This is a genomic window from Paractinoplanes hotanensis (assembly GCF_023717965.1).
In the GTDB taxonomy this organism is placed as follows: domain Bacteria; phylum Actinomycetota; class Actinomycetes; order Mycobacteriales; family Micromonosporaceae; genus Actinoplanes; species Actinoplanes polyasparticus.
Window position 1 is genome coordinate 186,994 of record NZ_JAMQOL010000012.1, and the last position, 25,170, is coordinate 212,163.

General features: G+C 73.3%; 15 protein-coding genes and 1 pseudogene. 2 read left to right on the top strand and 14 right to left on the bottom strand.

Annotated features, from left to right (window positions below; translation table 11 throughout):
• From LXN57_RS10700 to LXN57_RS10725, 6 genes are all read right to left on the bottom strand, one after another.
• Positions 1-1,356, bottom strand: a complete 1,356-nt coding sequence (locus LXN57_RS10700) for an ABC transporter substrate-binding protein (RefSeq protein ID WP_251797882.1) — start codon at positions 1,354-1,356, stop codon at positions 1-3.
• A gap of 79 nt (positions 1,357-1,435) precedes the next feature.
• On the bottom strand, positions 1,436-1,636 hold the full coding sequence (locus tag LXN57_RS10705; RefSeq protein ID WP_251797883.1) for a hypothetical protein: 201 nt from the start codon (positions 1,634-1,636) through the stop codon (positions 1,436-1,438).
• Positions 1,637-1,757: 121 nt separating this feature from the next.
• Positions 1,758-2,747: a LacI family DNA-binding transcriptional regulator gene (locus LXN57_RS10710; RefSeq protein ID WP_251797884.1), complete on the bottom strand. Its 990-nt coding sequence runs from the start codon at positions 2,745-2,747 to the stop codon at positions 1,758-1,760.
• 148 nt (positions 2,748-2,895) lie between these two features.
• A complete protein-coding gene (locus LXN57_RS10715) occupies positions 2,896-4,326 on the bottom strand; it encodes a hypothetical protein (RefSeq protein ID WP_251797885.1) in 1,431 nt (476 codons plus the stop codon).
• A 5-nt stretch (positions 4,327-4,331) separates the two neighbouring features.
• On the bottom strand, positions 4,332-4,955 hold the full coding sequence (locus LXN57_RS10720; protein ID WP_251797886.1) for a helix-turn-helix transcriptional regulator: 624 nt from the start codon (positions 4,953-4,955) through the stop codon (positions 4,332-4,334).
• A 144-nt stretch (positions 4,956-5,099) separates the two neighbouring features.
• Positions 5,100-5,423, bottom strand: coding sequence for a hypothetical protein (locus LXN57_RS10725; protein ID WP_251797887.1), 324 nt, complete (start codon positions 5,421-5,423; stop codon positions 5,100-5,102).
• A gap of 294 nt (positions 5,424-5,717) precedes the next feature.
• Between LXN57_RS10725 and LXN57_RS10730 the strand changes: the two genes are divergently transcribed.
• Complete coding sequence (locus LXN57_RS10730; RefSeq protein ID WP_251797888.1) at positions 5,718-7,790, top strand: ATP-binding protein; 2,073 nt, start codon at positions 5,718-5,720, stop codon at positions 7,788-7,790.
• Positions 7,787-11,170, top strand: coding sequence for an ATP-binding protein (locus tag LXN57_RS10735; RefSeq protein ID WP_251797889.1), 3,384 nt, complete (start codon positions 7,787-7,789; stop codon positions 11,168-11,170). The genes LXN57_RS10730 and LXN57_RS10735 overlap by 4 nt, the downstream gene beginning before the upstream one ends.
• Here the strand turns inward: LXN57_RS10735 and LXN57_RS10740 are convergent.
• From LXN57_RS10740 to LXN57_RS10775, 8 genes and pseudogenes are all read right to left on the bottom strand, one after another.
• A complete protein-coding gene (locus LXN57_RS10740; RefSeq protein WP_251797890.1) occupies positions 11,157-11,456 on the bottom strand; it encodes a YbaB/EbfC family nucleoid-associated protein in 300 nt (99 codons plus the stop codon). The genes LXN57_RS10735 and LXN57_RS10740 overlap by 14 nt on opposite strands.
• Positions 11,457-11,464: 8 nt before the next feature.
• Positions 11,465-14,662, bottom strand: a complete 3,198-nt coding sequence (locus LXN57_RS10745) for a right-handed parallel beta-helix repeat-containing protein (protein ID WP_251797891.1) — start codon at positions 14,660-14,662, stop codon at positions 11,465-11,467.
• A complete protein-coding gene (locus LXN57_RS10750; protein ID WP_251797892.1) occupies positions 14,659-17,259 on the bottom strand; it encodes a hypothetical protein in 2,601 nt (866 codons plus the stop codon). Before LXN57_RS10750 ends, LXN57_RS10745 begins: the two co-directional genes overlap by 4 nt.
• Positions 17,260-17,264: 5 nt before the next feature.
• Positions 17,265-18,617 (bottom strand): type VII secretion protein EccB, encoded by a 1,353-nt coding sequence (gene eccB / locus LXN57_RS10755; RefSeq protein ID WP_251797893.1) that lies wholly within the window; start codon positions 18,615-18,617, stop codon positions 17,265-17,267.
• Positions 18,618-18,623: 6 nt separating this feature from the next.
• Positions 18,624-20,030 carry a type VII secretion integral membrane protein EccD gene (gene eccD, locus LXN57_RS10760; RefSeq protein WP_251797894.1) on the bottom strand — a complete coding sequence of 469 codons (1,407 nt, stop codon included), beginning with the start codon at positions 20,028-20,030 and terminating at the stop codon, positions 18,624-18,626.
• Between the two features lie 27 nt (positions 20,031-20,057).
• Complete coding sequence (eccCa, locus tag LXN57_RS10765; RefSeq protein ID WP_251797900.1) at positions 20,058-24,041, bottom strand: type VII secretion protein EccCa; 3,984 nt, start codon at positions 24,039-24,041, stop codon at positions 20,058-20,060.
• Positions 24,002-24,316, bottom strand: coding sequence for a hypothetical protein (locus LXN57_RS10770; RefSeq protein ID WP_251797895.1), 315 nt, complete (start codon positions 24,314-24,316; stop codon positions 24,002-24,004). Before LXN57_RS10770 ends, eccCa begins: the two co-directional genes overlap by 40 nt.
• Positions 24,313-25,170 (bottom strand): annotated as a pseudogene (locus tag LXN57_RS10775) (hypothetical protein); the annotation flags it as partial. The pseudogene LXN57_RS10775 and the gene LXN57_RS10770, both read right to left, overlap by 4 nt.

Below are 25,170 nucleotides of genomic sequence, written 5' to 3' on the forward strand. Positions count from 1 at the left end.
TTACTTCTTGACCTGGCTCTCGTAATCCTTCTGCACGGACTTCAGCAGACCGTCCGGGGTCTGCTGACCGGCCACCAGCTTCTGCAGCTGCGGCGTCCAGCCCTTGGCGTAGATCGCCCCGGTCGCGTTGGCGATGAAGTCCATGGCGCCGTTGTCCTCGCCGATGGTCGCGCCGGCCTCGAGCGTGCTCGCCGTGACGGTTCCCTGCTGCACGGCCGGCATGTAAGCGTCAGCCGGGCCCATCGGGTGCGAACCGCCCACCTTGACCGCGATGTCGCGGGCCTTCTCGTTGGTCGCGACCCAGTTGAGGAAGAAGGCGGCACAGTCGGCGTTCTTGGCCTTGCTGCTGATGCCGTACGTCAGCGGGGCCGACATCGCTGCCTGCTTGCCACCGGCCTGCGCGGACGGCATCAGGAAGAAGCCGGCGTTGCCGGCCATCTGCTTGTCGAGGTTGCCCGACTCCCAGTCGCCGTCGAAGATGAACAGGTTCTTGCCGCCGATGAAGCGGCTCATCATCGCCGCGTAGTCCTGCGAGTTGATGTCCGGCGCGAAGTAGCCCGCCTTGATCCACTTCTCCAGGTGCTGGGTCGCCTGCAGGTTGGTCGGGGTGTCGATGGTGGCCCCGGGCTTCTGGAAGATCCAGTCGTTGATGGCGCCCGGTTCGCCGTACGCGGCCATCAGGTTCTGCAGCGGGAAGGCCAGGCCGCCGGTCGCGCCGCCGTTGAACTGGTTGATCGGTGCGATCCCGGCGTCCTTGGCCTTCTGGAGGACGGCGTCGAACTCGGCCAGCGTCTCCGGCGGCTTGGTCATGCCGATCTGAGCGGCCAGCTTCTTGTTGTAGAAGATGCCGGTCATGCTGAAGTTGAGGCCCATCGCGTACAGCGGGCCGTCACCGCGCTCGCCGGTCGGCGACACGCGCATCTGCTGCAACTGCGAGGCCGGCCACTTGTCCCACCCGAAGGCCTGGGCGTAGCCGTCCAGGTTCTTCAGCAGGCTGTCCTTGACCAGTTCGGAGACCTGCGGCAGGCGCATCAGGTCCGGCGGGTCGTCGGCCAGCACCCGCGGCGCGTTCTGGGTGATCACCGCGAACTGGTCCTCGCGGATGTCGAACTTGACGTTCGGGAACTGCTTCGAGAACTCGGCGGACAGATCCTTGGGCAGCGGGAAACCCGTCTCGAAGTAGCCGGAGAGGGTGACCGGATCGGTGCCGCAGGTGGCCGACGTGACCGGGGCCGCGCTGGCGCCGGCGTCGGTCGTGTCCGAACTGCCGCCCGGCGCGCTGCAGGCCGTGACCGTGAGGACGGCGGAAAGGGCAAGGGTGGCACTCAGTCGTCGGCTGATGGGTCCATGAGCCATGGCAGGCCTCCAGGAGCAAGGAATGTCCGGCGGTGAGGCGTCACCGCCGGCCGAGGGTGAGATGCGGAATCGGAACTGTTCAGATGTGCGGGTGATGCGCTTCGCGAAGGCTGCGCGGGAAGTCTTCCTGCCAGGATCGCGTGCTGGGCCGGGTGCACAGGGCGAACAACGAGTCTGTGCCGGCGTGGATGGCTGTGCGGTGGGCGGCGACCGGCGCGGCCGGGTCGCCGGAATCCGGCTTCGTGGCCAGGAAGGCCCGGACCGCCTCGTCCAGTTGCATCGTCGCCTCCAGCACCGTGTTACATGCACGAAACCTCACCGGGCACGGCGTGTCAAGCGTTTCCATAAAAGCACTTTTATTTGAACCGCACCGGGCCTGCCGAGGCGCTCCGGCCCGGCTGTCAGGTGGTGGAACGCTCGACCAGCCGGACGTCGAGCACGGTCGTGGACCGCAGGTCGGAGCCGTCGATGTGGCCGAGCAGCACGCTGAGCGCGGTGTGGCCCGATTCCTCGAAGGGCTGCCGTACGGTCGTCAGGTCGGCCGCGGTCGCGGCCTCGCCGTCGTCGAACCCCATGACCGCGACGTCGTCCGGCACGCGGAGCCCGCGGTCACGGGCAGCCAGCAACACCCCGACGGCGAGCGCGTCGTGATGGGCCATCACGGCGGTCGGCCGGTCAGCGACGTCGAGCAGCGCGGCGGCCGCCTGCCGGGCCGCGGCGACCGAGTTGTCGCTGGTCGCCACCCGTACGTCCCCGCCCGTCGCGCCGATGACGTGCTCGAAGCCGGACAACCGGCGGATCGCCTGGGACTCGTAGTCGGAGACCTGGCGCTCGAGCAGATAGCCGACCCGGCGGTGGCCGCGGTCGCGCAGATGCGCGGCGGCCAGGCTGCCCCCGCTGCTGTCGTCGATCACGACCCGGCTGAAGAGCGCACTGTCGGCGTCGACGGCCACCGTCGGCAGGTTCCGCTCCCGGAGCCGTTCCGCGATGGCATCCTCGATCGGCAGCCCCATCACGATCAACCCGTCCAGGCGGCCGTGAATGGGCATGCTGGCCAGCACCGGTGAGGAGGCCAGGGCGGCCGACTCGTGGTCGAAGACCACGACGTCGATCTCCAGCTGAGCGGCCGCCGCCAGCAGTCCGGACAGGCGGCGCAGATACGAGCTGTAGGAAGTGAAGGGAGCCATGACGCCGATCCGGCCGGCCGCGCGCCGGGCGAAGGAGACGGCCTGCATCTTGGGCACGAACCCGAGTTCGTCGGCGGCCGCGAGAACCCGGGCGCGGGTGGCCGGACTGACCCGGTCAGGCTTGTTGAGCACGTTCGAGACCGTGGAGATGCTCACGCCCGCGCGTTCGGCCACCTCATAGATGGTGACCCGTTCGCTCGCCACCGGCGCCCGCCTCGCTTCGATCGCTGAAGTGTTTTATGCGAAGCACTCTACCCATCGCGGGCTGCCCGCTCCGGCCGAAGCTCGGTCCGGCCCGCATGATGGCCGCGATACTCCTGGCCGTCAACGGCGCCGCACCCGATGGCCGGGGTCAGGGCCGCGAGGCCACAACCGCGTGCTCGGCGGTAGGAGCATCGACGGAGGGCACGACCACAGGAAGCGGGGTCGGGGCGGCCGGACCGGGCGCGACCGGATTCGGACGGGCCGGCCGCGAGACCGGGAGCCGCCGGGCTCCAGCGACGGGCAGCTCGACCGTCGGCCCGTGCACGTCGGCGGCGGCCGGCGCCGGGCGTCGGCCGGCGGAACCCGCCACGGCGGAGGCCAGGTGCAGGATGCTGCGATCACGCGTGTCCGGGTCGAGGCGGGCCACCAGGTCGCCGGCCAGCTCGCTCAATCGGGGAACCAGGGCCGGATCGGCGTCGTCCACGACCATCGTGTGACGGACCGGGTCGGCTCCGCGGGCCCGGATGCGGCGGGCGTGCGGCGGCGCCTGAGGCGGGCGGATCCACAAGCCGGACTGCACCAACTCGACCACCGCATCGTCGGTGTAGCGGTAGACGCGCGGCTCGATCTCCTCGGAGAGCACGGACGGCGGGCTGTAACTCAGCACCCAGGGCACAGTGGTGCCCGAACGTGGCTGATAACCGAGCTCTCGCGTGTGCGTCAGCCAGCCCGGGCGGCCGTCGAACGGGACCGTGACCAGGCGCGGGTACCCGGGCGGGCCGGTGGGGAGGCCGGTGAAGCAGACCACCGGGGCGTCCAGCAGATCGGCCAGCGCCTGCCCGAGCGGCACGCCGGCCAGGCGTACGGGGCCGTAGTGAACGAACCGGGTCCGGTGCCGGCCGCCCGCGGGCAGGTCGTGCCAGAACCGGGCGACGTCGTCCAGCGGAAGTTCCGGGGTGCCGGGGCAGCCGAGAACCACGGTCAGGGCCTCCGGCTGGCACGGCATGGCCGTGGACAGCCACTGCCAGTGAGCAGCCGAAGCGGCCTCGTCGCGAACGTCCCGGATCCAGACGCCGCCGGGCAGGGGTTCGGCCGCGGCGTGGGCTCCGGTGGGCCGGCAGTCGACCGCCGTGGCGTCCCACGACGGGCGCGGGTAGCGCTTACCGGCCCAGACCGGGCCGCGGCCGGGGTCGTGGCGCACCCAGCCGCTGTCGTGCGTGGCATGGACGAGCAGGGTCCCGGCGCTCCCCCGCACCACGTGGCCGTGGGGCGCGGTGACGGCGCGGCCGAGCCGGTCGGCGAGCCATTGCCCGGCCAGGGCGACCGTGTCCGGCGGGGCCCCGCAGACGACCAGCCGGATGCCGCGGCGGCGGCGGGGCAGCTCCCGGCCGACCGCTTCCCACAGACCCATCGGCAGCTCGTCGTGCAGGTCGAGGACCACGATGTCGTTCTCCTCGTCGACCGGCACGCTCATCGCGATCGACAGCGCCTCGGGGCCGATCTTCTCCCGGGCGTGCAGCACGAGCGCGTTGCCCACGGTGTGCCGGCCGATCGGCGCCACCGGCGCGGGTCTGCGCATCCGGCTCAGATCATCCCGGCGCGCAGCGCGTACGCGACCGCGTGCGACCGGTTGCGCAGCTTGAGCCGGTGGGTGAGGTTGTAGATGACGTTCTTGACGGTGCGCTCCGAATAGCACAGCTCGCCGGCGATCTCCTGGGTGTCCTTGCCGTCGGCCATCAGCCTCAGCACGTCGACCTCGCGCGGGGTGAGACCAGAGGCGTTGAGCCCGTTGGGCGCGAGCACCTCGCGTTGCAGCCGGTCGATGTGCTTGAGCAGTTCGCCGACCATGTTCGGTGGCAGCACCCCGCCACCGGTCGCGGCGGCCAGCACGCTGTGCACCAGACGCTCGGCACTGACCGCGCCGCGGGGCAGGATCGCCACCACCCGGTTCTCGATCGCCGTCAGCAGTTCGCTTTCGCTGATCTCGTTGACCACCAGGACCACGGGCAGGCCGGTCTCGAGGGCGGTGCGGCGCAGGACCGTCACCAGCTCCGGGTTCAGGTGCTCGTAGGCGAACACGAGAACGTTCGCATCACGGCGGTCGGCCACGCTCAGCAGGGAAATACCCGGAGCCGGCTGCAGCAGGTTGGCGAGTCCCGCGTGGCTGAGCGGATCCGAAGCCTGCAGGACCACCCGAACTCGTTCCACCGAAACCTCCGTCTGCGTTGAGGGACGCCGGCCAGTCAACGGAGGCGATCTTCAGAAAATCTCCAAGCCACCTTCACGCCCGGCAATGGACAGCCGAATTCACAATCAAGAAAGTCGATGCGTAACGGATTGGTATTCGAGCCGTCACAGGGAGCGGCGCGCGCGGCGCAGGGCCTCGATGTATTTCGGTATCTCCACCATGGCCAGTTCCATCCGCCCGGGAGCCAGTTGATCAGCGAAAACGGCGTCCACCACGTCGTCGGAAAGCTCACCGGTCCGGCCGGGTGACGTCTGATCCCGGCTCCGGAGGATGCGCAACCGCGCACGGACCTCGGACAGGGTCAACTCCAGGCCCGCGATGGCCGCGTCGGCCTGACCGGCAGTCAGCGTCAGCCTTCCCTCGTCCGCGAGCGCGCGAAACAGCTCGCCCGCGAAGGGGGAGGCGGTGCTGTCGGGTCGGGCCGGCACGAAGCGAGTCCATCAGCCTGGCTATCCGCGCGGAAGCGCTTTCTCAGCTCACTGCCCGCTTTACCCTGACCCGCCGCCCTGGTGAACATCGGGTGCGGGCACTTGTGAAAGTTCGACAAAGACGGTTAAGAATGGGGGGACGCGGGCCACGGAATGGGCGATCCAGTGAGACGAATCACTGTCGTCACCGACGGAGTCACGTCGACTACGGGGTATAACGGCCTGACCGTTACGAAATTTCCACAGCGGTCAGGAAAGCGGGAGCGATCCCCTTGAGACAAGGAAAACTGAAGAATGTCGGCGGAGCACGAAGGAATAGACCTTCGTCTGCTGGGACCGGTCCGGGTGTCGCGGGACGGCACGGAGATCGCCCTCGGCTCGGCCCGCCGCACGGCCGTATTGTGCGTGCTGGCCCTGCACGCCGGGCGCGCGGTCTCCCGGGAGCAGTTGGTGGCCGCGGTCTGGGGCGAGGACGCTCCGGCCAGCGCGACCGCCAACGTCTACACGTACGTCTCGGCGCTGCGTCAGGCCCTCGAACCGGCCCGCGGCCGCTGGGCGACGGGCCAGTTGCTGACTTCGGGCGGCGGCACCTACGAGCTGCGGGTCCGGCCGGAGTCGATCGACGTGCTGCGTTTCGAGGCGCTGCGGGAGACCGCCCGCGAGCACCGCGCCGCCGGTGACGCGGCGGCCGAACTGGCCGCCGTGCGGGCCGCGCTGGAGCTCTGGGACGGTGAGCCGATGGCCGGGGTGCCCGGCCCGTTCGCCGCGGCCCAGCGTTTGCGGTTGGCCGAACTGCGGCTGGCCACCGCCGAGCGGTTGGCGGCGCTGACGACCGGGACCGGCGGCGCCGGACCGCGGGACCGCCCCCAGGCCCGTCCGCCGGTCTCCCCATCGTCCGGCCGGCCCCCGGTCGCGCGGCAGCGCCTCTTCCTGGTCGGCCGGACCCAGGAGGTACGCCGCCTGCGCCGCGCCGCCACCGAGGCTCGGCACGGCCGCGGCAGCAGCCTCCGTGTCGAGGGTGGTCCCGGATCAGGCAAGACGGTGCTGGTCGCCGCCGCGCTCGACGGGCTCGCCCGGGTCGGCTGGGCGGTCGGCGACGAGCTGGCCCAGCGGGTACCCCTCGGCCTGCTGGCCGAGTGCGCCGCCGACGCCGACCCGCCACTGGCCGAGCGGCTGCAGGCCCTCGCGGTCGAGGAGCACGCGGGTGACCGGGTACAGCGGGCCGCCGCGCTCATCCGCGACGCGGCCGCCGGAGCGCCACTGATCCTGGTGGCCGACGATCTGCACTGGGCCGATCCCGACACCGTTCGGGTGTGGTCGGCGCTGGCCACCGGCATCGGCCGGACCTCGCTGCTCCTGGTCGCGACCACACGGCAGAACGGCGGGCCGGCCGCCGATGTCGTCGCGCTGCCGCCGCTGGACGCCGGCGCCGCCACCGCGCTCATCCGGGCGGCCGCAGCGGAACCGCCCGAGCCGCAACGCCTGGCGCGCATCGTCGACGACGCCGGCGGCAACCCCTACTACCTGCGTCACCTCGCCGAGGACCGGCCCGGCGCGACCGCGGCTGCGGTCGGCGCCCACCTCGCGTCGCTGCCCGAGGCCACCCGTACCGCCCTGCGGGGCGTCGCGTTCCTCGGCGCCTACGCGCTGAGCCGGCCCGGCGCCCGGCCCGTCGCCTGCGCGGTGTCCGAACTGGCCGTCGCGGGCGACCGCGACCCGGACGAGGTGGCCGCGGCGCTCGCTCCCGCCCGCGACGGCGGCCTCATAGTCATCGACGGGGATCGCGCCGAGTTCCGGCACCGGGTCGTCGCCCGCACGCTGCACGAGGGCACGCCCGGCGCCCTGCGGACGGCCCTGCACCGTTCGTTCGCCGACCGGCTGGCCGCCGAGGAGGGGCGGCCGGAGCTGATCGTCGAGCAGTTGCTGGCCGGCGATGTCCCCCTCGACGACACCATCGCCGCGTGGCTGCTGGCCCGGGTCGAGCCGCTGGCCTGGCTGGCGCCGCAGCCCGTCGTGGCCGTGCTGCAGCGCGCCCGTGCCCACCACGCCGTCTCCCCCGCGCGCCGGCTTACCCTCACGGCGTGGCTGGCCCGGCTGTTGCTGCGCGAACGCCGGAATGCTGCCGCCGAGGCGGGCTGGGTGGCCGCCCGCACTTCCGACCCCGAACTGGAGGGTGAGATGCGCTGGATCGCGGCCCGGTCGCACGAGGAACGAGGCCGGTTCGAGGCCGCGGCCGAGATCGCCCGCGCGGCGCTGCGGGAGCAGCGGATCACCCCGTTCTGGGCCGAGGCGCTGCGGACGCTCCTGGCCCGGATCCCCCGTCCGGCCGCGACGCCGGGCCCGGCGCTGGCCGCCGAGCGCTCATGACCGGCGAACAGCGACTGACTGCCCACGTTCTCGGGCCGGTCCGGGCCTGGATCGGTGAGCGCGAGCCGGCGCTGGGCGCGGCCCGGCAGCGGGCCTTGTTCGCCCTGCTGGCCACGGCGGCCGGCCGCTTCGTGAGCCGCGACGAGCTCATCGCCGGGATCTGGAGCACGTCCCCGCCGGCCACCGCCGCCGGCAGCATCTACACGTACATCTCCGGGTTGCGCCGGGTGCTGGGCGCCGGCCTTCTGATCTCCGGCCCCGGCGGGTACGCGCTACGGGTTCTCCGCGAGGACGTCGACAGCGAGCGGTTCGCGGCTCTGTGCGACGAGGCCGCCGGGCAGTCGGGCGAACGGGCCGCGGCGCTTCTCGACGAGGCCCTCCGGCTGTGGCAGGGCGACGAGGCGTACGCCGGGCTCTCCGGTCACCGCTTCGAGCTGGCCCGGGCCCGGCTGGCCGAGCAACGGCTGGCCGCCGTCGAGCAGCGCGCCCGGGTGCTCACCGAGCTGGGCGACGACGGCGTGGTGGCCGAGCTGACCGGGCTGATCCGCGACCATCCGCTGCACGAGCCCCTCCACGAGTTGCTCATGACCGCCTTGGACCGAGCCGGTCGGCACACCGAGGCGCTCGAGGTCTACCGTTCGGCCCGCCGCACGCTTCGCACCGAGCTGGGAGTGGAACCGAGCGCCCGATTCACCGAGAGCTACGAGCGGATGCGCGCTCCCGTTCCCGAACAACCGGTGCCGTCACAGCTCCCGCCGCAGGTCGCGCGGATGCTGGGCGGAGCGCCGCCGCTCGCCGGCCGGAAGGACGAGCGGAGCCGGCTGCGCGGTCTGGTACGCGACCTGACCGGCGGGCAGGGGGCCGCGGTCTGGATCGAGGGCGAGCCCGGCATCGGCAAGTCCGAGCTGCTGACGGCTGCCTTCGCCGACGTCGGTTCGACCGGCGTCCAGATCGGCTGGGCGATCGCCGTCGAGCTCGACCAGCACGTCCCCCGGCAGGTGCTGATCCGGGCGCTGGGGCTCGAGGAGTCCTCGCTGGACCACCGGGTCGCGGCGGTCGCCGCCGCGCTGCGCACCGACGGCGACGACGAGGCGGCCGACCGGCTGCTCGCCTATGTGCGGGCCGCTTGCGCGATCGGCCCGCTCCTGCTGGTCGTGGACGACCTCCAGTGGGCCGACCCGGCCACTCTGGTCTTCTGGGATCGGCTGGTGGCACTGACCCGGCGGCTGCCGCTGCTGCTGGTGGCTGCGGCCCGCCCCGAGCCGGAGGGCCGGGAGCTGACCCAGCTGCGCCGCCGGGTCGAGGCCCGGCACGGGCACCTGGTGCGGCTGGGCGCGCTGCCCCCGGAGGCGGTCGACCAGCTGGTAGTCCGGCTGGTCGGCGCCCCGCTGGGGCCGAACCTGGGCACTGTCGTGTCGAAGTCGGGGGGCAACCCGCTCTGCGCGGCCGAGATGACCACCGCCTTGCTGCGCCGGGGCCTGGTCCGGGTGGCCGGCGGCCAGGCCGAGATCCCCGACTCGGTCGAGGTGCGGGCGCCCGGCTCGCTGCTCGCGATGATGTACGCCACCGTCGAACTCCTCTCGCCCGCCACCCGCGAGGTGCTGCGGATGGCCGCGCTGCTGGGCGCGCAGTTCACGGTCGAGGACCTGGTGGCGGTCACCGGCCGGTCTCCGTTCGACCTCATCGGCGACCTGGAGGAGGCGCTGAGCGCAGACATCGTGGTGGACGCCGGGCCGGCGCTCGCGTTCCGGCACCCCTTCCTGCGGCAGGCGCTGCACGACGGCATCACGGCCGGCGAGCGGGCCGGTCTGCACCGCCACACCGCCGAGGTGCTGGCCCGCCGCGGCGTCGGCGCGGTCACCCGGGTGGCCGAGCAACTGGCCGCGGAGACGCCGGTGATCGACGACTGGGTGGTGTCGTGGCTGGTCCAGCACCACGCCGAAATCGTGCGCCGGACGCCGCGGATCGCCGGGGAGCTGCTGCGCGCCGCCCTCGGCAGCGGCCGGCCCGGACCCCGGCAACGGGAAACGCTGCTGATCGCTCTGGTCAAGCTCGACTTCCGGTACGAGCGATGGCCGATCGACGAGGCCCGTGAAGCGGCCGGCCTGGCCACCGACCCGGCCGACCGCGCCGAGATGCGTCAGCTGCTGGCCGCGATGATGTTCCGGCGGGAGGCCCGCACCACGGCGATCAGCCTGCTCGAGGACGCCATGTCCGACGCGCGGACGCCGGCCATCTGGCACACCCGGCACCGTGTGCTGCTGGCCAACTTCCACCGGGGACCGCTCGACGACCTGGATCGGGCCGACCGGACCGCGGCCGGGATCCACCGGCGGTCGCTGGCCGCCGGCCGGCTCTACGAGGCGGCGTACGCGCTACAGACGTCCTGGCTGACCAACTCGATCCGCCGCGACCACGAACGCGCCCTGGCCTACGCCGACCAGGCGCTGGCCCTGATGCTCAACCACCCCGACCTGCCCGGCATGTATCTCGACCTGCTCGACAACCGCATGTTCACGCTGCAGAACCTGGACCGGCTGGACGAGGCCGAGCAGACCCTGCGGTCGGCCTCGCTCTACGCCATCCGGCACCAGCTGACGTCGGGTCTGCCGGTCGCCTCGGCGGTGCAGTTCTACTGGCGCGGCCGCTGGGACGACGCGATGGCCGAGGTGAGCGCGGCCACCGAGGACGCGCCGGGGGTCACCTTTCTGGGCATGCGCGAGCCCGGAGCGGTCGGCATGCTGCTGCACGGGGTGGGGGCGCTGATCGCCGCCCGGCGCGACGACCCCGTGCTGGCCCGTGCACACCTCGACCAGGCCGAGACGCTGCCGGCCAGCGACGCCGAACGGGAGAGCTGCGACTTCCTGCTGGTGGCGCGCGCGCTGGTAGCCGAGCAGCAGGGCCGGGCGGACGACGCGCTCGAGATTCTCGGCCCGCTGCTGGTGCCCGAGTACGCGCCCCTGATGTTGCGCCACCAGTGGTTGCCGGCTGCAACCCGGCTGGCTCTGACCGCCGGACGCCGCGACCTCGCCGAGCGGGCCGGGCGGATCTGCGCCGAGGAGGCCGCGCGCGAGGTGCGCCCGGCCCGTGCCTTCACGGCCGCGGCACGGTGCCGGGCGCTGCTCACCGGCGACCCGGAACCCGCGCTGGCCGCGGCCGCGCAGTACCGGACGGCGGGACGGGTGGCCGAGCTGGCGTCCGCCCTGGAGGACGCCGCAGTGCTGCTGGCCACCGCCCGGCGTCCGCACGAGGCGGCCCGGACCGGCGGGGAGGCCGCGGCGCTGTTCGAGCGGCTGGGCGCGCGGTGGGACGGGCGCCGGATCCGGCGGCGGCTGGCCGAGTACGGTGTGGGCCCGGCCGGCCCGGTCAGTGCAGAGTGATCTCGACCGGGCCCATCTTCTGCTCGGCCAGCCGGCCGGCGCTCTCGGCGGCGGCCCGGACGGCCTGGGCGATCGCCTCCTGCAGGGCCTCGACGTCGCCCCGGTCGAAGATCGCGGGATCCACCCGTACGGTGTGCAGTTTGCCCATCCCGGTGGCCAGCACGGTCACCGTGCCGTCGGCCGACCGCCCGGTGACCAGTGACCGCGTCAGGTCCCCCTGAGCGTCGCGCAGCTGCTGCTCGAACGCCTGAGCACGCTCGAAGAACTCCTCCAGGCCGGGGTTCATGGCACCTCCTAGGAGACGGCGGCCAGGCCCACGCTGTGCCGCTGGACGGTCAGGTCGGCGAGCGCGAGGGTGCGCGACGCCGCGGTGCGGGTGAGGCCCCAGGAGAGCAGGTGCGCCGCCCGGACCGTACGGTCCGGCAGCTCGGACACGATCTCGGCGAGGGCAGCCCGCACGTCGTCGGGTACCTCGTGCCCCCGCCGGACCAGATGGCGCACGACGATCTCGGCCAGCTCGGGCGCGGTGTAGGCGGGCATGTCCCAACGCCGTCCGAAAACCTCGTCGAGGGCGGGCACGGCTGTGCTCAACACACGAGCCGCTTCGTGCTCGGCCAGCAGCACCACGACCGGGCCCGACGGGGCTCGCCGCATGGCGTCGACCAGCTCGGTCATCGCGTCCGGGCCGGCGCCGTCGTCACCGGCGTAGTCGACCAGCAGGACGCCGCCCTCGGCATCGGCCATCGCCGCCTCGACGAGGTTGCGGGTCTGGCCGGGCCACTGCGGCGCCAGCTCCCGGGCGGTGCTCACCCGGATGAGCTGGCCGACCGGCACCAGGTCGAGCTCGGACAGCCCGGCCGCGTAGAGCCGGGCGAACTCGCTGCGGCCGCTGCCGAGCGGGCCGGTGAACAGGACGTTCGCCTGTTTCCCGTACGCCCGGCGGCGGTTGCGCAGCTCGCACGCCTGCAGCAGGGCCTCGCCGATGGCGTCGCGCACCGGCGCCGCGCCGACCAGCCCGCACACCCGGCGCCAGCTGCGAGTGGCGTTGATCGCGCCGGCCGGGTTGCCGGCCACGTCCGGCGGGCCCGGCTGCTCGACCGGGAGGTTCTCGAGCAGCTCCACCTCCGGGGCGAGGTCGAGCGCGGTCAGCCGGTTCAGCTCGTTGTCCTTGGCCGGGGGCGCGGTGGTCAGCCGGGACGCCTGATTGTTGATCATGGCTTCGAACAGCTTGCGGGCCACCCGGCCATTGCCGAACGTCGAATTCCTGGGCACCCGACTGTAGTAGGCGCGCAGCGCGTCCACCGCGTCGTCGGTCAGCTCGTAGTAGTGCTTGGCCGCCAGGTTGGAGGTGATGGTGACCAGTTCCTCGACCGAGTAGTTGGGGAACTCCACGGTGCGGGTGAAACGGGACGCCAGGCCCGGGTTCGACTCGAGGAACTTCTCCATCAGCTCCGAGTAGCCGGCCACGATCACCACCAGCTCGTCGCGATGGTCCTCCATCATCTTCATCAGCGCGTCGATGGCCTCCTGGCCGAAGTCCGGCCCGGACCCGCCGGAACCGGCCGACAGCGTGTACGCCTCGTCGATGAACAGCACGCCGCCGAGCGCTTTGGTCACCAGTTCGGTGGTCTTGATGGCGGTCGAGCCGATGTACTGCCCGACGAGGTCGGCCCGGGCCGCCTCGACCATGTGCCCCTTGCTCAGGATGCCCAGCTCGGCCAGCACCGAGCCGTACAGCCGGGCCACCGTGGTCTTGCCCGTGCCGGGCGGGCCGGCGAAGACCAGGTGGCGGCTCATCGGCGGCATCGGCAGACCCATCTGCTGCCGCACCTGCGCCATCTTGATCAGGTTGATGACGGCGGTGACCTCGTGCTTGACCCCCTTGAGGCCGATCAGGGAGTTCAGTTCGCGCAGCGGCCCGTCGAGCTCGCCCGCGGGCTCCTCGTCAGCCGGCTCCGGTGCGGTGGCCGGCGGGGCCGACACCGGGCCGTTGCTCAGCACCTCACCGCTCACCTGCGCTCCGGCCGCCCGGCGCACCTGCTCACCGCCGCTGTCCTGCACCACGCACCGGGTCAGGGTGACCGGCTCGGTGGTTTCGACGTCGAACCCGGCGCCGCCGCTGCCGAGCACCTCGCAGTCGGTGAACTCGCCCCGGCTGCCCGCACCGAGCGCGACGCCGTGCCGGCCGGCCCGCCGGATCCGGGTCTCCGTGGCCAGCACCACCGCCCCCGGGCCGGCCTCGACGCCGTCGGCCGGCGCCTCGCTGATCTCGGTGTCGCGCAGCCGCAGCTCGCCGCCGGTGACCCGGACGCCCGCCGCGCGCACCAGCGCCGACCGAAGGTCGAGGGTGGCCCCGTCGACGGTGACCGGGCCGCCGAGCCGCGCCTCGCGGATCGTGCCCCGGGCGCCCTCCCGCAGCTCCAGCGCCGGAGTGTGGCTGATGTCGAGGTCGGCGCCGTCGAGGGTGGCGCCGCCCTGGACGGACAGGCCGGCGCCGGACGCGCGCAGCCGCCGTACCACCACCGCCGAGGAGCCGCCGACCACGGCCGGGGCGCGCAGCGTGGCGCCCTCGAAGCGGGGCGCGGACTCGTCCTCGACGCTGATGCCGACCGGCGCGTCGGCGAACGTGCAGTCGGTGAAGCTCGGCTTGGCCTGGCCGGTGATGTGCACGGCAGTGTGCCCGGCGCCCTCGAAGTCGCACCGCTCGAAGCGGGGCGCGGCGCGATCGGCGACGTGGGCGGACTGCAGCGCGGCCCCGGTGAAGCGGGAGTCGCTGATCAGCACGTCGATCTCGCCCCGCAGGAACAGATCGACGTTCCCGCTGCCGGTCACGGTGAGCCGCTGGATCCGGGCCCAGCCGCGCTGCTCGACGACGACGGCGGGCTTGCCGGCCCCGCTGATCTCGCACTGCTCGGCGGTGAGCCGGCCGTCGCCGTTGACACAGACGCTGTTGGCGCCGGTGCCCCGCACGGCGCAGCGGCGCAACGTGAGCACGCCCTTGTCGGTGACCACCACCCCGGAGGTGCCGACCTCGGTGATCACGGTGTCCTCGATCGTGCTGGGCGCGGCCGAGGTGACCACCACGCCCGCCCCGGCCGGGCTGCGCACCTCGCAGTCGCGCAGCGCGAGCGAGCCGTCGAGCCGGGCCAGCAGCGTGGTCCAGGCGGCCCCGATGATCACGCAGTGGTCGAGCGCTACCTCGCCGGCGTACACGTCGACCGCCGCCAGCTTGCCGTCGGCGCTGGCCAGCGTGATCCCCCGCAGCTGGGCGCCCTCGCCGTGGACGACCAGCACGCTGCCCTCCTCGACGCGCACCTCGACCGGGCCGTCGCCGGCCGCGCTGATCGTGACGCGGCGTCCCACCACGAGCTTCTCGGCGTACCGACCGGAGTGGACGGTGATGGTCGCGCCCGCTTCGGCCCGGGCCAGGGCGGCGCCGATCGTCGAGAAGGCGCCCGGCTGTCCACCTCCGACCACCAGGTGGCGGCTCATCGCGCGGTCACCCCCGCCCGGTCCAGCCCGGGCAGCAGGCCGAAGCGGTCCCCGGCCGCCGGTCCGACCCGCCGCTTGGGGTCGGCCGTGGCCCAGCGCTCGATGCTGCGCCGCAGCGACGTGACGGCCAGCTCGTCCAGCGACACCCGCTCGGGGTCGACCCGGCCGTCCTCGTCGATCTCGTTGGCGCCGATCTCGCGCATCAGCACCGCACCGCGCCCGTCGGCGGACGGCTCGCGCAGCTCGAGGACCTTGAAGTGGGTGCCGGGCAGGAAGAGCACCCGGTCGTCGACATGCTCGTCACCGTCGGGTTCGAGCAGCGCGGTCCGCCGGGCGGTCATCGACCACAACAGCACGTCGGTGTCGCCCTGCTGGCTCTCGCACGGGCCGGTCAGCGCGTTGACGAACGACCAGTCGGTGACCAGCCGGCGTTCGCGGTAGCGGTCCCACTCGACGCCGGCCGGGGTCGTGCGATAGACCGTCGTGCCCCGGAACGAGGGCAGCCGCGACAGGCCGGCGACCACGCAGCGGGCCAGCGGCACGTGCGGGCCGCTGACCCCCGACCGCAGCCCGGCGTCGATGCCGGTGCCCCGGCGGGAGAGGTAGAGCCGGACCGCCACCGAATCGGACAGGATGTCGTCGGCGCTGACCCCGCCCGAGCCCTGCAGGCCCGGGTGCTCCGACATGATGCGGGCGACCGAGCTGGCCATCGTGTCGAACTCGCGGCTCAGCGTGCGCCGCAGCCAGGAGCGCTCCTCGTCGAGCGGCCGGCGCCCGGGCAGCAGGGCCGAGGCCGACGCGGCGGGGACGGGCTGGCGCCGCACCTCGTCCGCGGCTGGCGCGGGGTCCGGCTCCGCCGGGGACTTCGCGGCCGGGGACTGAACGACGGCCGGCGCCTGGACAGCCGGCACGACCGGCTCGGGGATGGTGACGGCCTGGACGGCCCCGGGGACGGTCATCGGCTCGGCCGGTGCCGGCACGGACAGCGGCGCCACCGGAGGCGCGGGTCGCGCGGGCGCGACCGGCTCAGCCGGCGACAGGCGCCCGGCCGACTCCACCGGTGCTCCCGGACCGGCGGCCGGAGGCGGCGGGATCTCCACGGACGGGGCGACCGCCATCGGGATGCGAAGGGCAGCGGGCGAGACCGGCGGCGCCAGGTCGACCGGCGACACCGAGACCGTCGCGACCGGCAGGGCGGGCGCCTCCGGCGGGGCGGGCAACGCCGGCGCCACGGTGGGCGCCTCGATCGCCTTCGCCGGTTCGGGCGCCACCGGCAGGGCCGCGGAGAGCACCGCGTCGGCCCGGCCGGCCGGCTTCTGCCCGGGCACCAGCACCGAGGCGGGGAACAGCGCGCTCTCCTCCCCCAGAACGGGGTCGATCCGGGCCGCCAGGTCCTCGGCCAGCTCCCGCATCCGGCCGCTGCGCTCGGTGGCCGAGTCGTCGAAGATCAGCGTGCGGCCCTCGGGGTCGAGCCGCGTGGCGCGGACCCGCTCGGCGTTCGGCGGCTCCTCGGCCGGGCGGATCCACAGGCCCGCCTGCACCACCTCGATGACGGCGTCCGGGGCGTACCAGTAGATCCGGTCCTCGACCTCCTCGACCCAGCGCAGCGGGCCACGGTGGCTCACGATCGACGGCCGGCGGCCCTTCGAGTTCGGGTGGGCCCGGGGCTGATACTTGAGCTCCAGCGCGAACGGGGGCCAGCCGAGCACGCCGTCCTCGCGAACGGTGCGAACCTCGAACTTGGCCGGTGAGCCGATCGGCACGCCCGTGTAACAGACCACCTGGGTGCCGAGCAGATCGGCCAGCGCCTGCCCGAAAGCCTCGCCCTCGGGCAGCCGGACGTCGCCGTACTGGACGAAGCGGGCCCGGGCCCGGCTCTCCTCGTCGAGGTCGCGCCAGAACCGCACGACGTCGTCCAGCGAGAGCGCGGGCGTGCCCGGGCAGCCCAGCAGCACGGTCATCACCTCGGGCTGGCACGGCACGTCGGCCACCAGGCGCTCGCGGTGCCCGGCGACGACCTCCGGTTCCCGCACGTCGTGGATCCAGACGCCGCCCGGAAGCGGCTCGATCTCCCCGGTCGAGCTGGAGACCCGGCTCTCGGTAACGGCCTGGTCCCACAGCGGTGTCGGGTAGCGCTTGGCGTGCCACGCCGGCGTCCGCCCGGGCCGGAACCGCACCCAGCCGCTGCGCGCGGCCGACGGCCCGGGCGCGGAGTGCACGAACAGGCCGCCCGCGGCCCCGCGGATCAGGTCGCCGTCCGGGGCGATGACCGTGCGGCCCAGCCTCTCGGCGAACCACTGGCCGGCCATCGCGGCCCCGTTGCGCTGCTCGCCGCACGCCATCAACCGGATCCCGCGGCGGCGGCGCGGCAGCACCCCGGCCATCGACTCCCAGGAGCTGATCGGCAGGCCCGCCCCCAGATCGAGCACCACCACGTCGTTCTCGGTGTCCTCGACCACGGTCAGGGCCAGCGACTGTGCCTCCGCGCTGATCGCGTCCTCGGTGTGCAGCACGAGCGCGTTGCCGACGGTGTGCTGGACGACGCCGTGACCCGGGTTGTCCCGGTCACCGCGCAGCAGGCTGCGGATGGATACCACGGTTTCTACCCTCTCGGCAGGCTGGTGACGGCTTCACGGCTCAGCACAGGCCCCTCGGGCAGGGCCGCTAGCAGTTCCTTGGGGAACGGGACGGGGGCGGCGCCCGCCAGTTTCAGCGACGCGACCGTGGTCTGGTCGGCCAGCCGGTGGGCCACGCCCTCGTCGGAGATGAAGGAGATCTTCTTCGCGGCCACCTTGGACGCGAGCGGCACCGGCAGCACGGCCATGCCGCTGCCGCGCCTGGCCACCACGGTCGTCTTCCCGTCGGGCCAGACAGCGGCCGCCCAGGTCGGCGCGAGCACGACCATGCTGCCGACCACCTCGGGCGCGACGGGCCGCTGCTGCACGCAGACCGCCTGGCCGGAGGCGTCGGCCAGGCGCAGCGACGCGAGGTCGGGCAGCCGGTCGAGCAGGGACCGGTCGGCCGAGCGGCGGGCGCTCACGACATCGGCCGGGTCCACCGCCACCGGCGGGCCCGGGGTCTTCGCGTCGGCGATCAGGAACTCGGTGCGGCTGATCGGCGCGAGACCGTCCCGCTTGAGCACGAAGTGCTGGTCGCCGCCCTCGCGGAAGAGCGTCCCGACCGCGTACGACCGTTCGCCGACCCGCGGTCCGTCGGAGCCCGCGCCGGGAATCCTCGCCGGGGCGAGCGCCGGGCCGTCGCCCAGCCAGCCCAGCCACATCGCGGGCGCGACCGGCGGGTTGATGGCGCCGGCGCCCAGCGCGACCAGCACGGCGTCGTCGTCGATGCGGTACTTGAGGTAGTTCGCCAGCAGGTAGGGCGTGCCGCCGGGATCCCGGACGACCAGGAACGTGTTCTCGCCCAAGGGGGTGGCCGGGGTGTCCGGGTCCAGATTGACGCCCAGCCCGGACACGCGTGCGCCGGGCGCCACCGAGCCGGGCAGGCAGGCCAGCCACGGGCCCTTGGTCAGCGCGTCGGGCGCGGGCATCTGCTGCGGCGCCCCGGCCACGCCGAGCGGCAGGCCGCGGGGCACGTCCTTCAGCGAGTTGCGCGAGATCAGCTTGATCTTGGCGGCGGCGCCCTGGATGAGCATGGCCGAGGTCAGGTCGGGCGTCTGGTGCAGTTCGCCGTCCAGATAGACGTAGCGGTTGCCGGTCTCCTTCTCGACCAGGATCGCCCCGGCCTGCCGGTAGGCCTTGCTGCCGCCGGGCACGATCCAGCCGTACACCATGAACCCGCCGACCAGGAGCAGCAGCAGGATCAGGCCGACGAGCAGGCCGGTCTGCGCGCGGCGGCCGGGGATCTCGGCGCCGGTGGGGTCGCCCTCGACCAGGGCCGAGCTGAGCCGGCCCATCATGAAGGTGTGGGCGTGGACGTGGTCCCGCTGGGTCTGCACCGCGGCCTACCCGAAGAGCCCGCGGGCCCAGGCGTACAGGCCGAGGATCTGGGCGAGGATCGGCAGCACGGCGACGCCGGTGGCCACGTCGAGGAACGTCGCCGCGTACTCCCAGAACGGAAGCATGCGCCGGGGCCAGGGCCGCATCGCCGCCAGCACGAGCGGGACGACCATCGCCAGCAACCCCGACAGCAGCACCCAGCGCCAGCCGCCGGAGAGCATCGAGGACAGTCGCATGATCACCATGAGGAGGCCGACGGTACCGGCGGCGGTGAGGCCGAGCCGCTGCCACAGGCCGAGGAAGGTACGCGCGCGCAACAGGATTGCACCCGATACCACCAGCACCAGGGTCCAGCCCGGCCAGCCCGGCGAGCCGAGGGTGAAGTGGAACAGAACGGGCAGCACCAGCGCCGAGGTGACCAGGGCAACCGTGAGGTAGGTGTCGGCGTCGTCAGTGCGGCGGCGGACCACCTCGGAGGGGGCCGGCTCGACGTCGTACGCCATGTCGGAGCCGGTCTTGGGCAGCTGCGGCCCGCGCAGCCGGGCGAGCTTCACGGCCGCGCGCGGCGCCGCCACGATCACCGCGACCACGATCGCCACCGCGATCGCCGCGGCGCGCGGCGAGGTCATGCCCGAGCCGCGCTGCATCAGCAGCACGCCGGCGACCACGGCCCCGGTGACCGCGACGACCATCATCGGCGCGAACGGCAGGTGCGGGGTGACCGTGCGCTGGGCCACCAGCAGCGTCGTGGCCACGGCGGCCACCGCGGTCACCGCGGCCAGCAGCGCCGGGCCGGTGACCGCGATGCCGGCCGGGTCGCCGTCGACCGCGCTGGACGCCGACAGGGCCGCGAAGGCCGCCGCGCCGAGGCCGAAGAGCAGCGCGAACGCGCCGTCGGCGACCTTGCGGGCGTACACCAGCGAAGCCGTCAGGAACGCCGCCGCCAGCACCCCCGCCGCGATCACCTGCGGGAGCACCGGACCCCGGTCGGTGAGCACCGCGGCCAGCACGCCCATCGCCACGACCGACAGGATCAGGAACAGCACCCGCCGGTACTCCGGCTGCCAGCGGTCCGGGCGGCGGTTCACCGTGGTCGCGATGCCCTCGGCGACGTCGTCGAAGTCGAGCTCGGGCAACGGGTCCTCGGCCCGGCGCAGATGAAGCTCCTCGCCCTCGAGCCAGTCCAGGCTCTCCGGGGTGCCGGTCAGCTCGAACGGCGTCTGACCCAGCCGCTGCAGCACCCAGGCGCCCTCGGGCTCGTCGCTCTCGAGGCGGCGGCCGGACGAGGTGTGCTGCAGCAGCACCGGCAGCAGCCCGGCCACCGGGGTCGCCGAGGGCACGGCCAGGTCGATCTTGCGATCCGGGCCGATGACGGTGATCCGGCACAGCTGCCGGTCCATGGCGGTGGTCATCCGCGAAGTCCTTTCACGACACCGGGTCTACTCATCGACCAGGCCGGTCTGCATCAGGGACACGCCCCGGCGCGTCACCAGCTGAGCGCGTCCCGGGGGCAGCCGCCGCGGTGGCGCCTCGCCCAGGAACTTGCCCTCCTCCTTGGGGTACGACAGCAACGTGGCCGGCGTGCCCAGCTCCCACATGCGGCGGATGACCGGGTCCATCATGGCCCGCATCGCGCCCGAGGTGCTGCGCGCGACGATCACGTGCAGGCCGATCGTGAGCCCCTGCGCGAGCAGCGGCAGCAACGGGTCCAGGGCGGACCCGGCGCCGGTCCCCTTGGTCATCAGGTCGTAGTCGTCGACCACGACGAACAGCTCGGGGCCGTCCCACCAGTCGCGGCGGCGCATCCGCTCCGAGGAGATCTCCGGGCCCGGCACCCGCCGGTTCATCGACACCGAGGCCTGGCCGGCCAGGTCGTACAACTTGTCCCCGGTGAAGCCGAAGCCCACCTGGTAGGCGGCGGGAAGCGCGGTGTCGAGGTCACGCCGCGAGTCACCCAGCACCACCTTGGCCTGCTCGGGGGTGTAGCGCCGCTGGATGGCCCGCAGCACCAGCCGCAGCACGTTCGACTTCCCGGTCTCGTTGTCCCCGAAGACCAGCAGGTGCGGGGTGGCCATGAAGTCGTGCCACACCGGGGCCAGGCGTTGCTCGTCCAGCCCCAGGCTGACCCTGAACTCGGGCTCCGGCTCGGGCAACTGCCCGACCGGCAGCCGGGTCGGCAGCAACCGGACGCCGGGCGCCGGCGCCCCCGGCCAGAACGTGCCGATCTCCCCGGTCACCGCCTTGGTCGCCTCGGCCAGGTCGTCCACCTGGGAACTGCCGTCCATGCGGGGAAGCGCGCCCAGGAAATGCAGGCCGTCCGCGGTCAGACCGCGGCCCGGCTGGTTGGGCACGGTGGCCGCCTTGCGCGAACCCACCTCCGACTCCATCGCGTCGCCCAGCCGCAACTCCAGCTTCGTGCCGATCAGGTCGCGGAGCCAGGTGCGCATCTCCGACCAGCGGGTGGCCGTGATGATGACGTGGATGCCGAACGACAGGCCGCGCGAGACCAGCTCCTGGAACCGGGAGTCGAGCTCGGCGAAGTCCTGCTTCATCGTGTAGAAGCCGTCGATCACCAGGAACACGTGGCCGAACGGATCGTCGATCTCGCCCCGTTGCCGGGCCGCCAGGTAGGCCGACATCGAGTCCAGCCCGCGGGCAGCGAACTCGGCCTCGCGCTGCTCCATCACCTGGCCGATCTCCTGGATCGTGCGGACCACGCGGTCGCGCTCCATCCGGGTCGCGATCGAGCCGATGTGCGGCAGCCCGGCGACAGACGACAAACCGCCACCGCCGAAGTCCAGCCCGTAGAACTGCACCTCCCGCGGCGTGTTGGCGAAGGCCAGGCCCAGGATCAGACTGCGCAACAGCGTGGATTTGCCGCTCTGTGGCGCGCCGGCGATGCCGACATGGCCGTCGGCGCCGCCCAGGTCGGCGATCAGCAGCTCGCGCAGCTGGTCCTGCGGGCGGTCGACGACGCCGACCGGCACGCGCAGGCGACCCCGGGCGGCCGGGTCCTCGACGGTCATGCCGCGTACCGGATCGGGCACCACGCTGGGCAGCAGCGAGTCGAGACTCGGCGCGGCCGACAGCGGGGGCAGCCACACCTGGCGGGCCGGCGGGCCCGAGGTGGCCAGCTGGTCGAGCAGCACCTCGATCAGGCTCGGGCCGGTCTCGTCGGCGACGGGCGCGGCCGGCGCCGCGGGCTTCGGGCGGCCCGGATCGCGGCGCACGTCCACCTGCCGCGTGGTGAAGGGCACGACATCCAGTTCGGTCTGCTCGTCGTCCTCACGGCGGTCGCCGGGCGCGCCGGTTCCGGAGTAGGGCCCCGAGACGTACGCGGACTTGAAGCGCACCAGGTTGGTGGTGTCCAGCTTGAGATAGCCGTTGCCGGGCTCGGGCGGCAACTCGTAGGCCTTGCCCACGCCGATCACCGACCGCGACTCCATCGACGAGAAGGTGCGCAATGCGATCCGGTACGACAGGTGGCCCTCGACCCGGTTGATCCGGCCCTCGTCCAGCCGCTGCGAGGCCAGCAGCAGGTGGACACCGAGGCTGCGACCGAGCCGTCCGATCGAGACGAACAGGTCCATGAACTCGGCCTTGCTCGAGAGCAGCTCGCTGAACTCGTCCACGATGATCAGCAGCACCGGGAACGGGACCAGGTGCGCTCCGGCCGCCCGGGCCTTCTCGTAGTCGAACAGCGACGCGTACCCGCTGGCCCGCAGCACCTCCTGCCGGCGGGTCATCTCCCCCTGCAGCGCGTCCTGCATCCGGTCGACCAGCGGCAGCTCGTCGGCCAGGTTGGTGATGACGGCCGAGGTGTGCGGCAGCTTCTCCATGCCCAGGAAGGTGGCGCCGCCCTTGAAGTCGACCAGCACCAGGTTGAGGATCTCCGAGCTGTGGGTGGCGGCGAGCGCGCACACGAGCGTCCGCAGAAGCTCGCTCTTGCCCGAACCGGTGGCGCCGATCAGCAGGCCGTGCGGGCCCATGCCGCCCTGCGCCGACTCCTTCAGGTCGAGCTCGATGACCTCGCCCTCCTCGGTCACGCCGATCGGCACCTGCAGCCGGTTACGTTGCGGCTGACGGGTACGCCACAGTGCCGGCACGTCGAAGGTGTACGCGTCCCGGATGCCGAGCAGGGCGGTCAGCTCGAAGCTCGAGTCCATCGGCTCGTCGACCACGTCGAGTGTCCCGCTCGTGCGCTTCGGCGCGATGATCCGGGCCAGCGCGTCGCACTGGGCCGGACCGAGCGCGTCCCGGGCGGCCGTCCCCGTGGTGTCGCCGGCCGGGAACCGCACCTCGTCCCCGTCCACGGTCAGGCGGAGCACCTTCGGGCCGCCCGGCATGTCGCCGGTCAGGTCGAGCAGGACCACGTTGCGGATGCCCGCGCCCAGCAGCCGCGAGCTGTCGGGCAGCTCGGCCAGGTGCGCCACGATCACCAGCAGAGGTTCGGTGGCGCTCGGGCGGGCGGTGCGGTCGTGGTCGCCGCGGTCGGTGATCTCCGGGCCGAGCAGCTCGATCAGGTCGTCGTGGGCCCCGGCGAACAGGCGTACCGTCCCGGCCGCGTCGAAGGCGGTGGGGTGCGCGTTGTGCGGCAGCCACTTGACCCATTCCCAGGGCGCGCTGTGCACCTCCTCGGCCAGCACGGCCACCCGCAGCTCGTCCGGGGCGTGAAAGGTGACCAGCTGGGCGACCATCGCGCGGGCCAGGTCGATGACCGGGTCCACCGGCCCCTCGAACTCGATGCTGGTGAAGCTGCGCAGCCCGACCGAGATGGGGATGCCGTTCACCGTGCGGTACGCCTCGGAGAACCGCCGCAGCGAGATGGAGGCCAGCGGCTCAAGATCCTCGATCGGCTTGGTCGACGGCGGGCTGAACGTGAGCACGGCGTTCTGCCGGCCCAGCCCGATCCGTACCCGGCCGAAGTCGTCGTGGCTGGGCCGCCGCTCCCACAGCCGGCTGCTCATGGCCAGCGACCACAGCCAGCTCGGCTGCGGGTTGTTCCACAGCACGTGGCGGCGCTGCTGGTCGGCGGCGGTTCGGGCCTGCTTGCGAAGCTGGGCGATGTAGCGCAGGAAGTCCCGCCGCTCGCCCCGCATCTTCCGCTTGCGGTCACTGGCGGCGCGGCCGATCTGCATGACGCCCATGAGCAGCATGCCTGCGGCCATCGCGCCGCCCATCACGTACATGACGGGGGCGCGGCTGTAGAGGCCGAACATGGCCATCATGGCGCCCATGCCGAGCCCCATCGGCACGATCATGGCGAACGACCGGAAGTCGAGCGGCGCCTCCTCCGCCATCAGCGGCGGCTCCTGCAGTTCGACGCGGCCCTCGGGCGCCTCGGGACCGGCCGCGCGCGGCGGCCGCTTGACGGTGACAGTGCTCATCCGAGATCCCCCGGGCCGCCGGCGCGCCCGCCCCAGGCGTCGTCGTCCTGCTTGAGCAGCTTCACCGCGTACCGGTCGTTGCGGAAGCGCTCGGCCACCCTCAGTTCGTCCTCCTCCTCGTCAGGCTTCGGCTCGGGCTTGCCGGCCGCCGCCTCCTCCTGCTGCTCCCGTTTGCGGGCCAGGCGCCGCTCCCGCATCAGCTGGTAGCGCTCCTCGACGGACAGCTCACGGCCCCCGCAGCGCAGACGGCGCTCCTCGGCCGGTTCCTCGGCGGCAGCGGCCGCCCGTCGCCAGACGGCGCGGCCGGTCATCGCTCACCCGCCGGGCTCAGCCAGGCGGCGTCGGCGTCGTCCCATCCGGACATGTCGTCGTCCTCCTCGTCCGGCCGGACCACCGGCACGTAGTCGTCGCCCGTCTGGCGGGAGGTGCCGGTGGCCCCCCACGCGCGGTCGTCCTCGCCGAGGAAGGCGGCGGGGGCGGGGCGTTCCAGGTCGTCACGGTCGTCCTCGTCGGCCTTGGGGGGCCTGACGGGGCTGCCGACCACGCCGCCGCCACGGTGATCGGCGAGCGCGGGGGTGTCCCGGACGGGGTTGGGCAGAGAACTCTGCTGAGCGGTCGCGGGCTGCGGAGCGGTCGCGGGCTGCGGAGCGGTCGCAGGCTGCGGGGCCGTCGCGGGTGCCGGAGCGGCTGCGGCCGGAGCCGAGGGGGAGCTTCCGGCGATCGCTGTGACTGCCCCGGCGGTCACCGCACCCGCGACGACGGCGCCGGCGGCCGTGGCGTCGGCCGATTCGGCGGCGGCCGTGGCGTCGGCCGATTCGGCGGCGGCCGTGGCGTCGGCCGATTCGGCGGCGGCGGCCGGGGCGGGATCGGGCCCGGCCGGGGCCGACGAGCCGGCCGACGGCTCCGGTCCGGACGTGGGCGTCTCCGGGACAACCGGAGTCGAGCCGGGCGGAGCCGGCGCCTCGGGAGCTCCAGAGCCTGGCTCAGCCGGGGTCGTCGGGCCAGGTTCGCCCGGAGTAGCCGGGCCGGGCTCGACCGGGGTCGACGGGCCAGGCTCGGTTGGGGTGGTCGGGCCAGGCTCGACCGGAGTGGTCGGGCCAGGCTCGACCGGAGTGGTCGGGCCAGGCTCGACCGGAGTGGTCGGGCCAGGCTCGACCGGAGTGGT

Bases quoted from the DNA above. Each gene is read 5' to 3' on its own strand.
- LXN57_RS10700 (WP_251797882.1), bottom strand. From the start codon at position 1,356: ATGGCTCATGGACCCATCAGCCGACGACTGAGTGCCACCCTTGCCCTT.
- LXN57_RS10705 (WP_251797883.1), bottom strand. From the start codon at position 1,636: ATGCAACTGGACGAGGCGGTCCGGGCCTTCCTGGCCACGAAGCCGGAT.
- LXN57_RS10715 (WP_251797885.1), bottom strand. From the start codon at position 4,326: ATGCGCAGACCCGCGCCGGTGGCGCCGATCGGCCGGCACACCGTGGGC.
- LXN57_RS10730 (WP_251797888.1), top strand. From the start codon at position 5,718: ATGTCGGCGGAGCACGAAGGAATAGACCTTCGTCTGCTGGGACCGGTC.
- LXN57_RS10735 (WP_251797889.1), top strand. From the start codon at position 7,787: ATGACCGGCGAACAGCGACTGACTGCCCACGTTCTCGGGCCGGTCCGG.
- LXN57_RS10740 (WP_251797890.1), bottom strand. From the start codon at position 11,456: ATGAACCCCGGCCTGGAGGAGTTCTTCGAGCGTGCTCAGGCGTTCGAG.
- LXN57_RS10745 (WP_251797891.1), bottom strand. From the start codon at position 14,662: ATGAGCCGCCACCTGGTGGTCGGAGGTGGACAGCCGGGCGCCTTCTCG.
- eccD (WP_251797894.1), bottom strand. From the start codon at position 20,030: ATGACCACCGCCATGGACCGGCAGCTGTGCCGGATCACCGTCATCGGC.
- LXN57_RS10770 (WP_251797895.1), bottom strand. From the start codon at position 24,316: ATGACCGGCCGCGCCGTCTGGCGACGGGCGGCCGCTGCCGCCGAGGAA.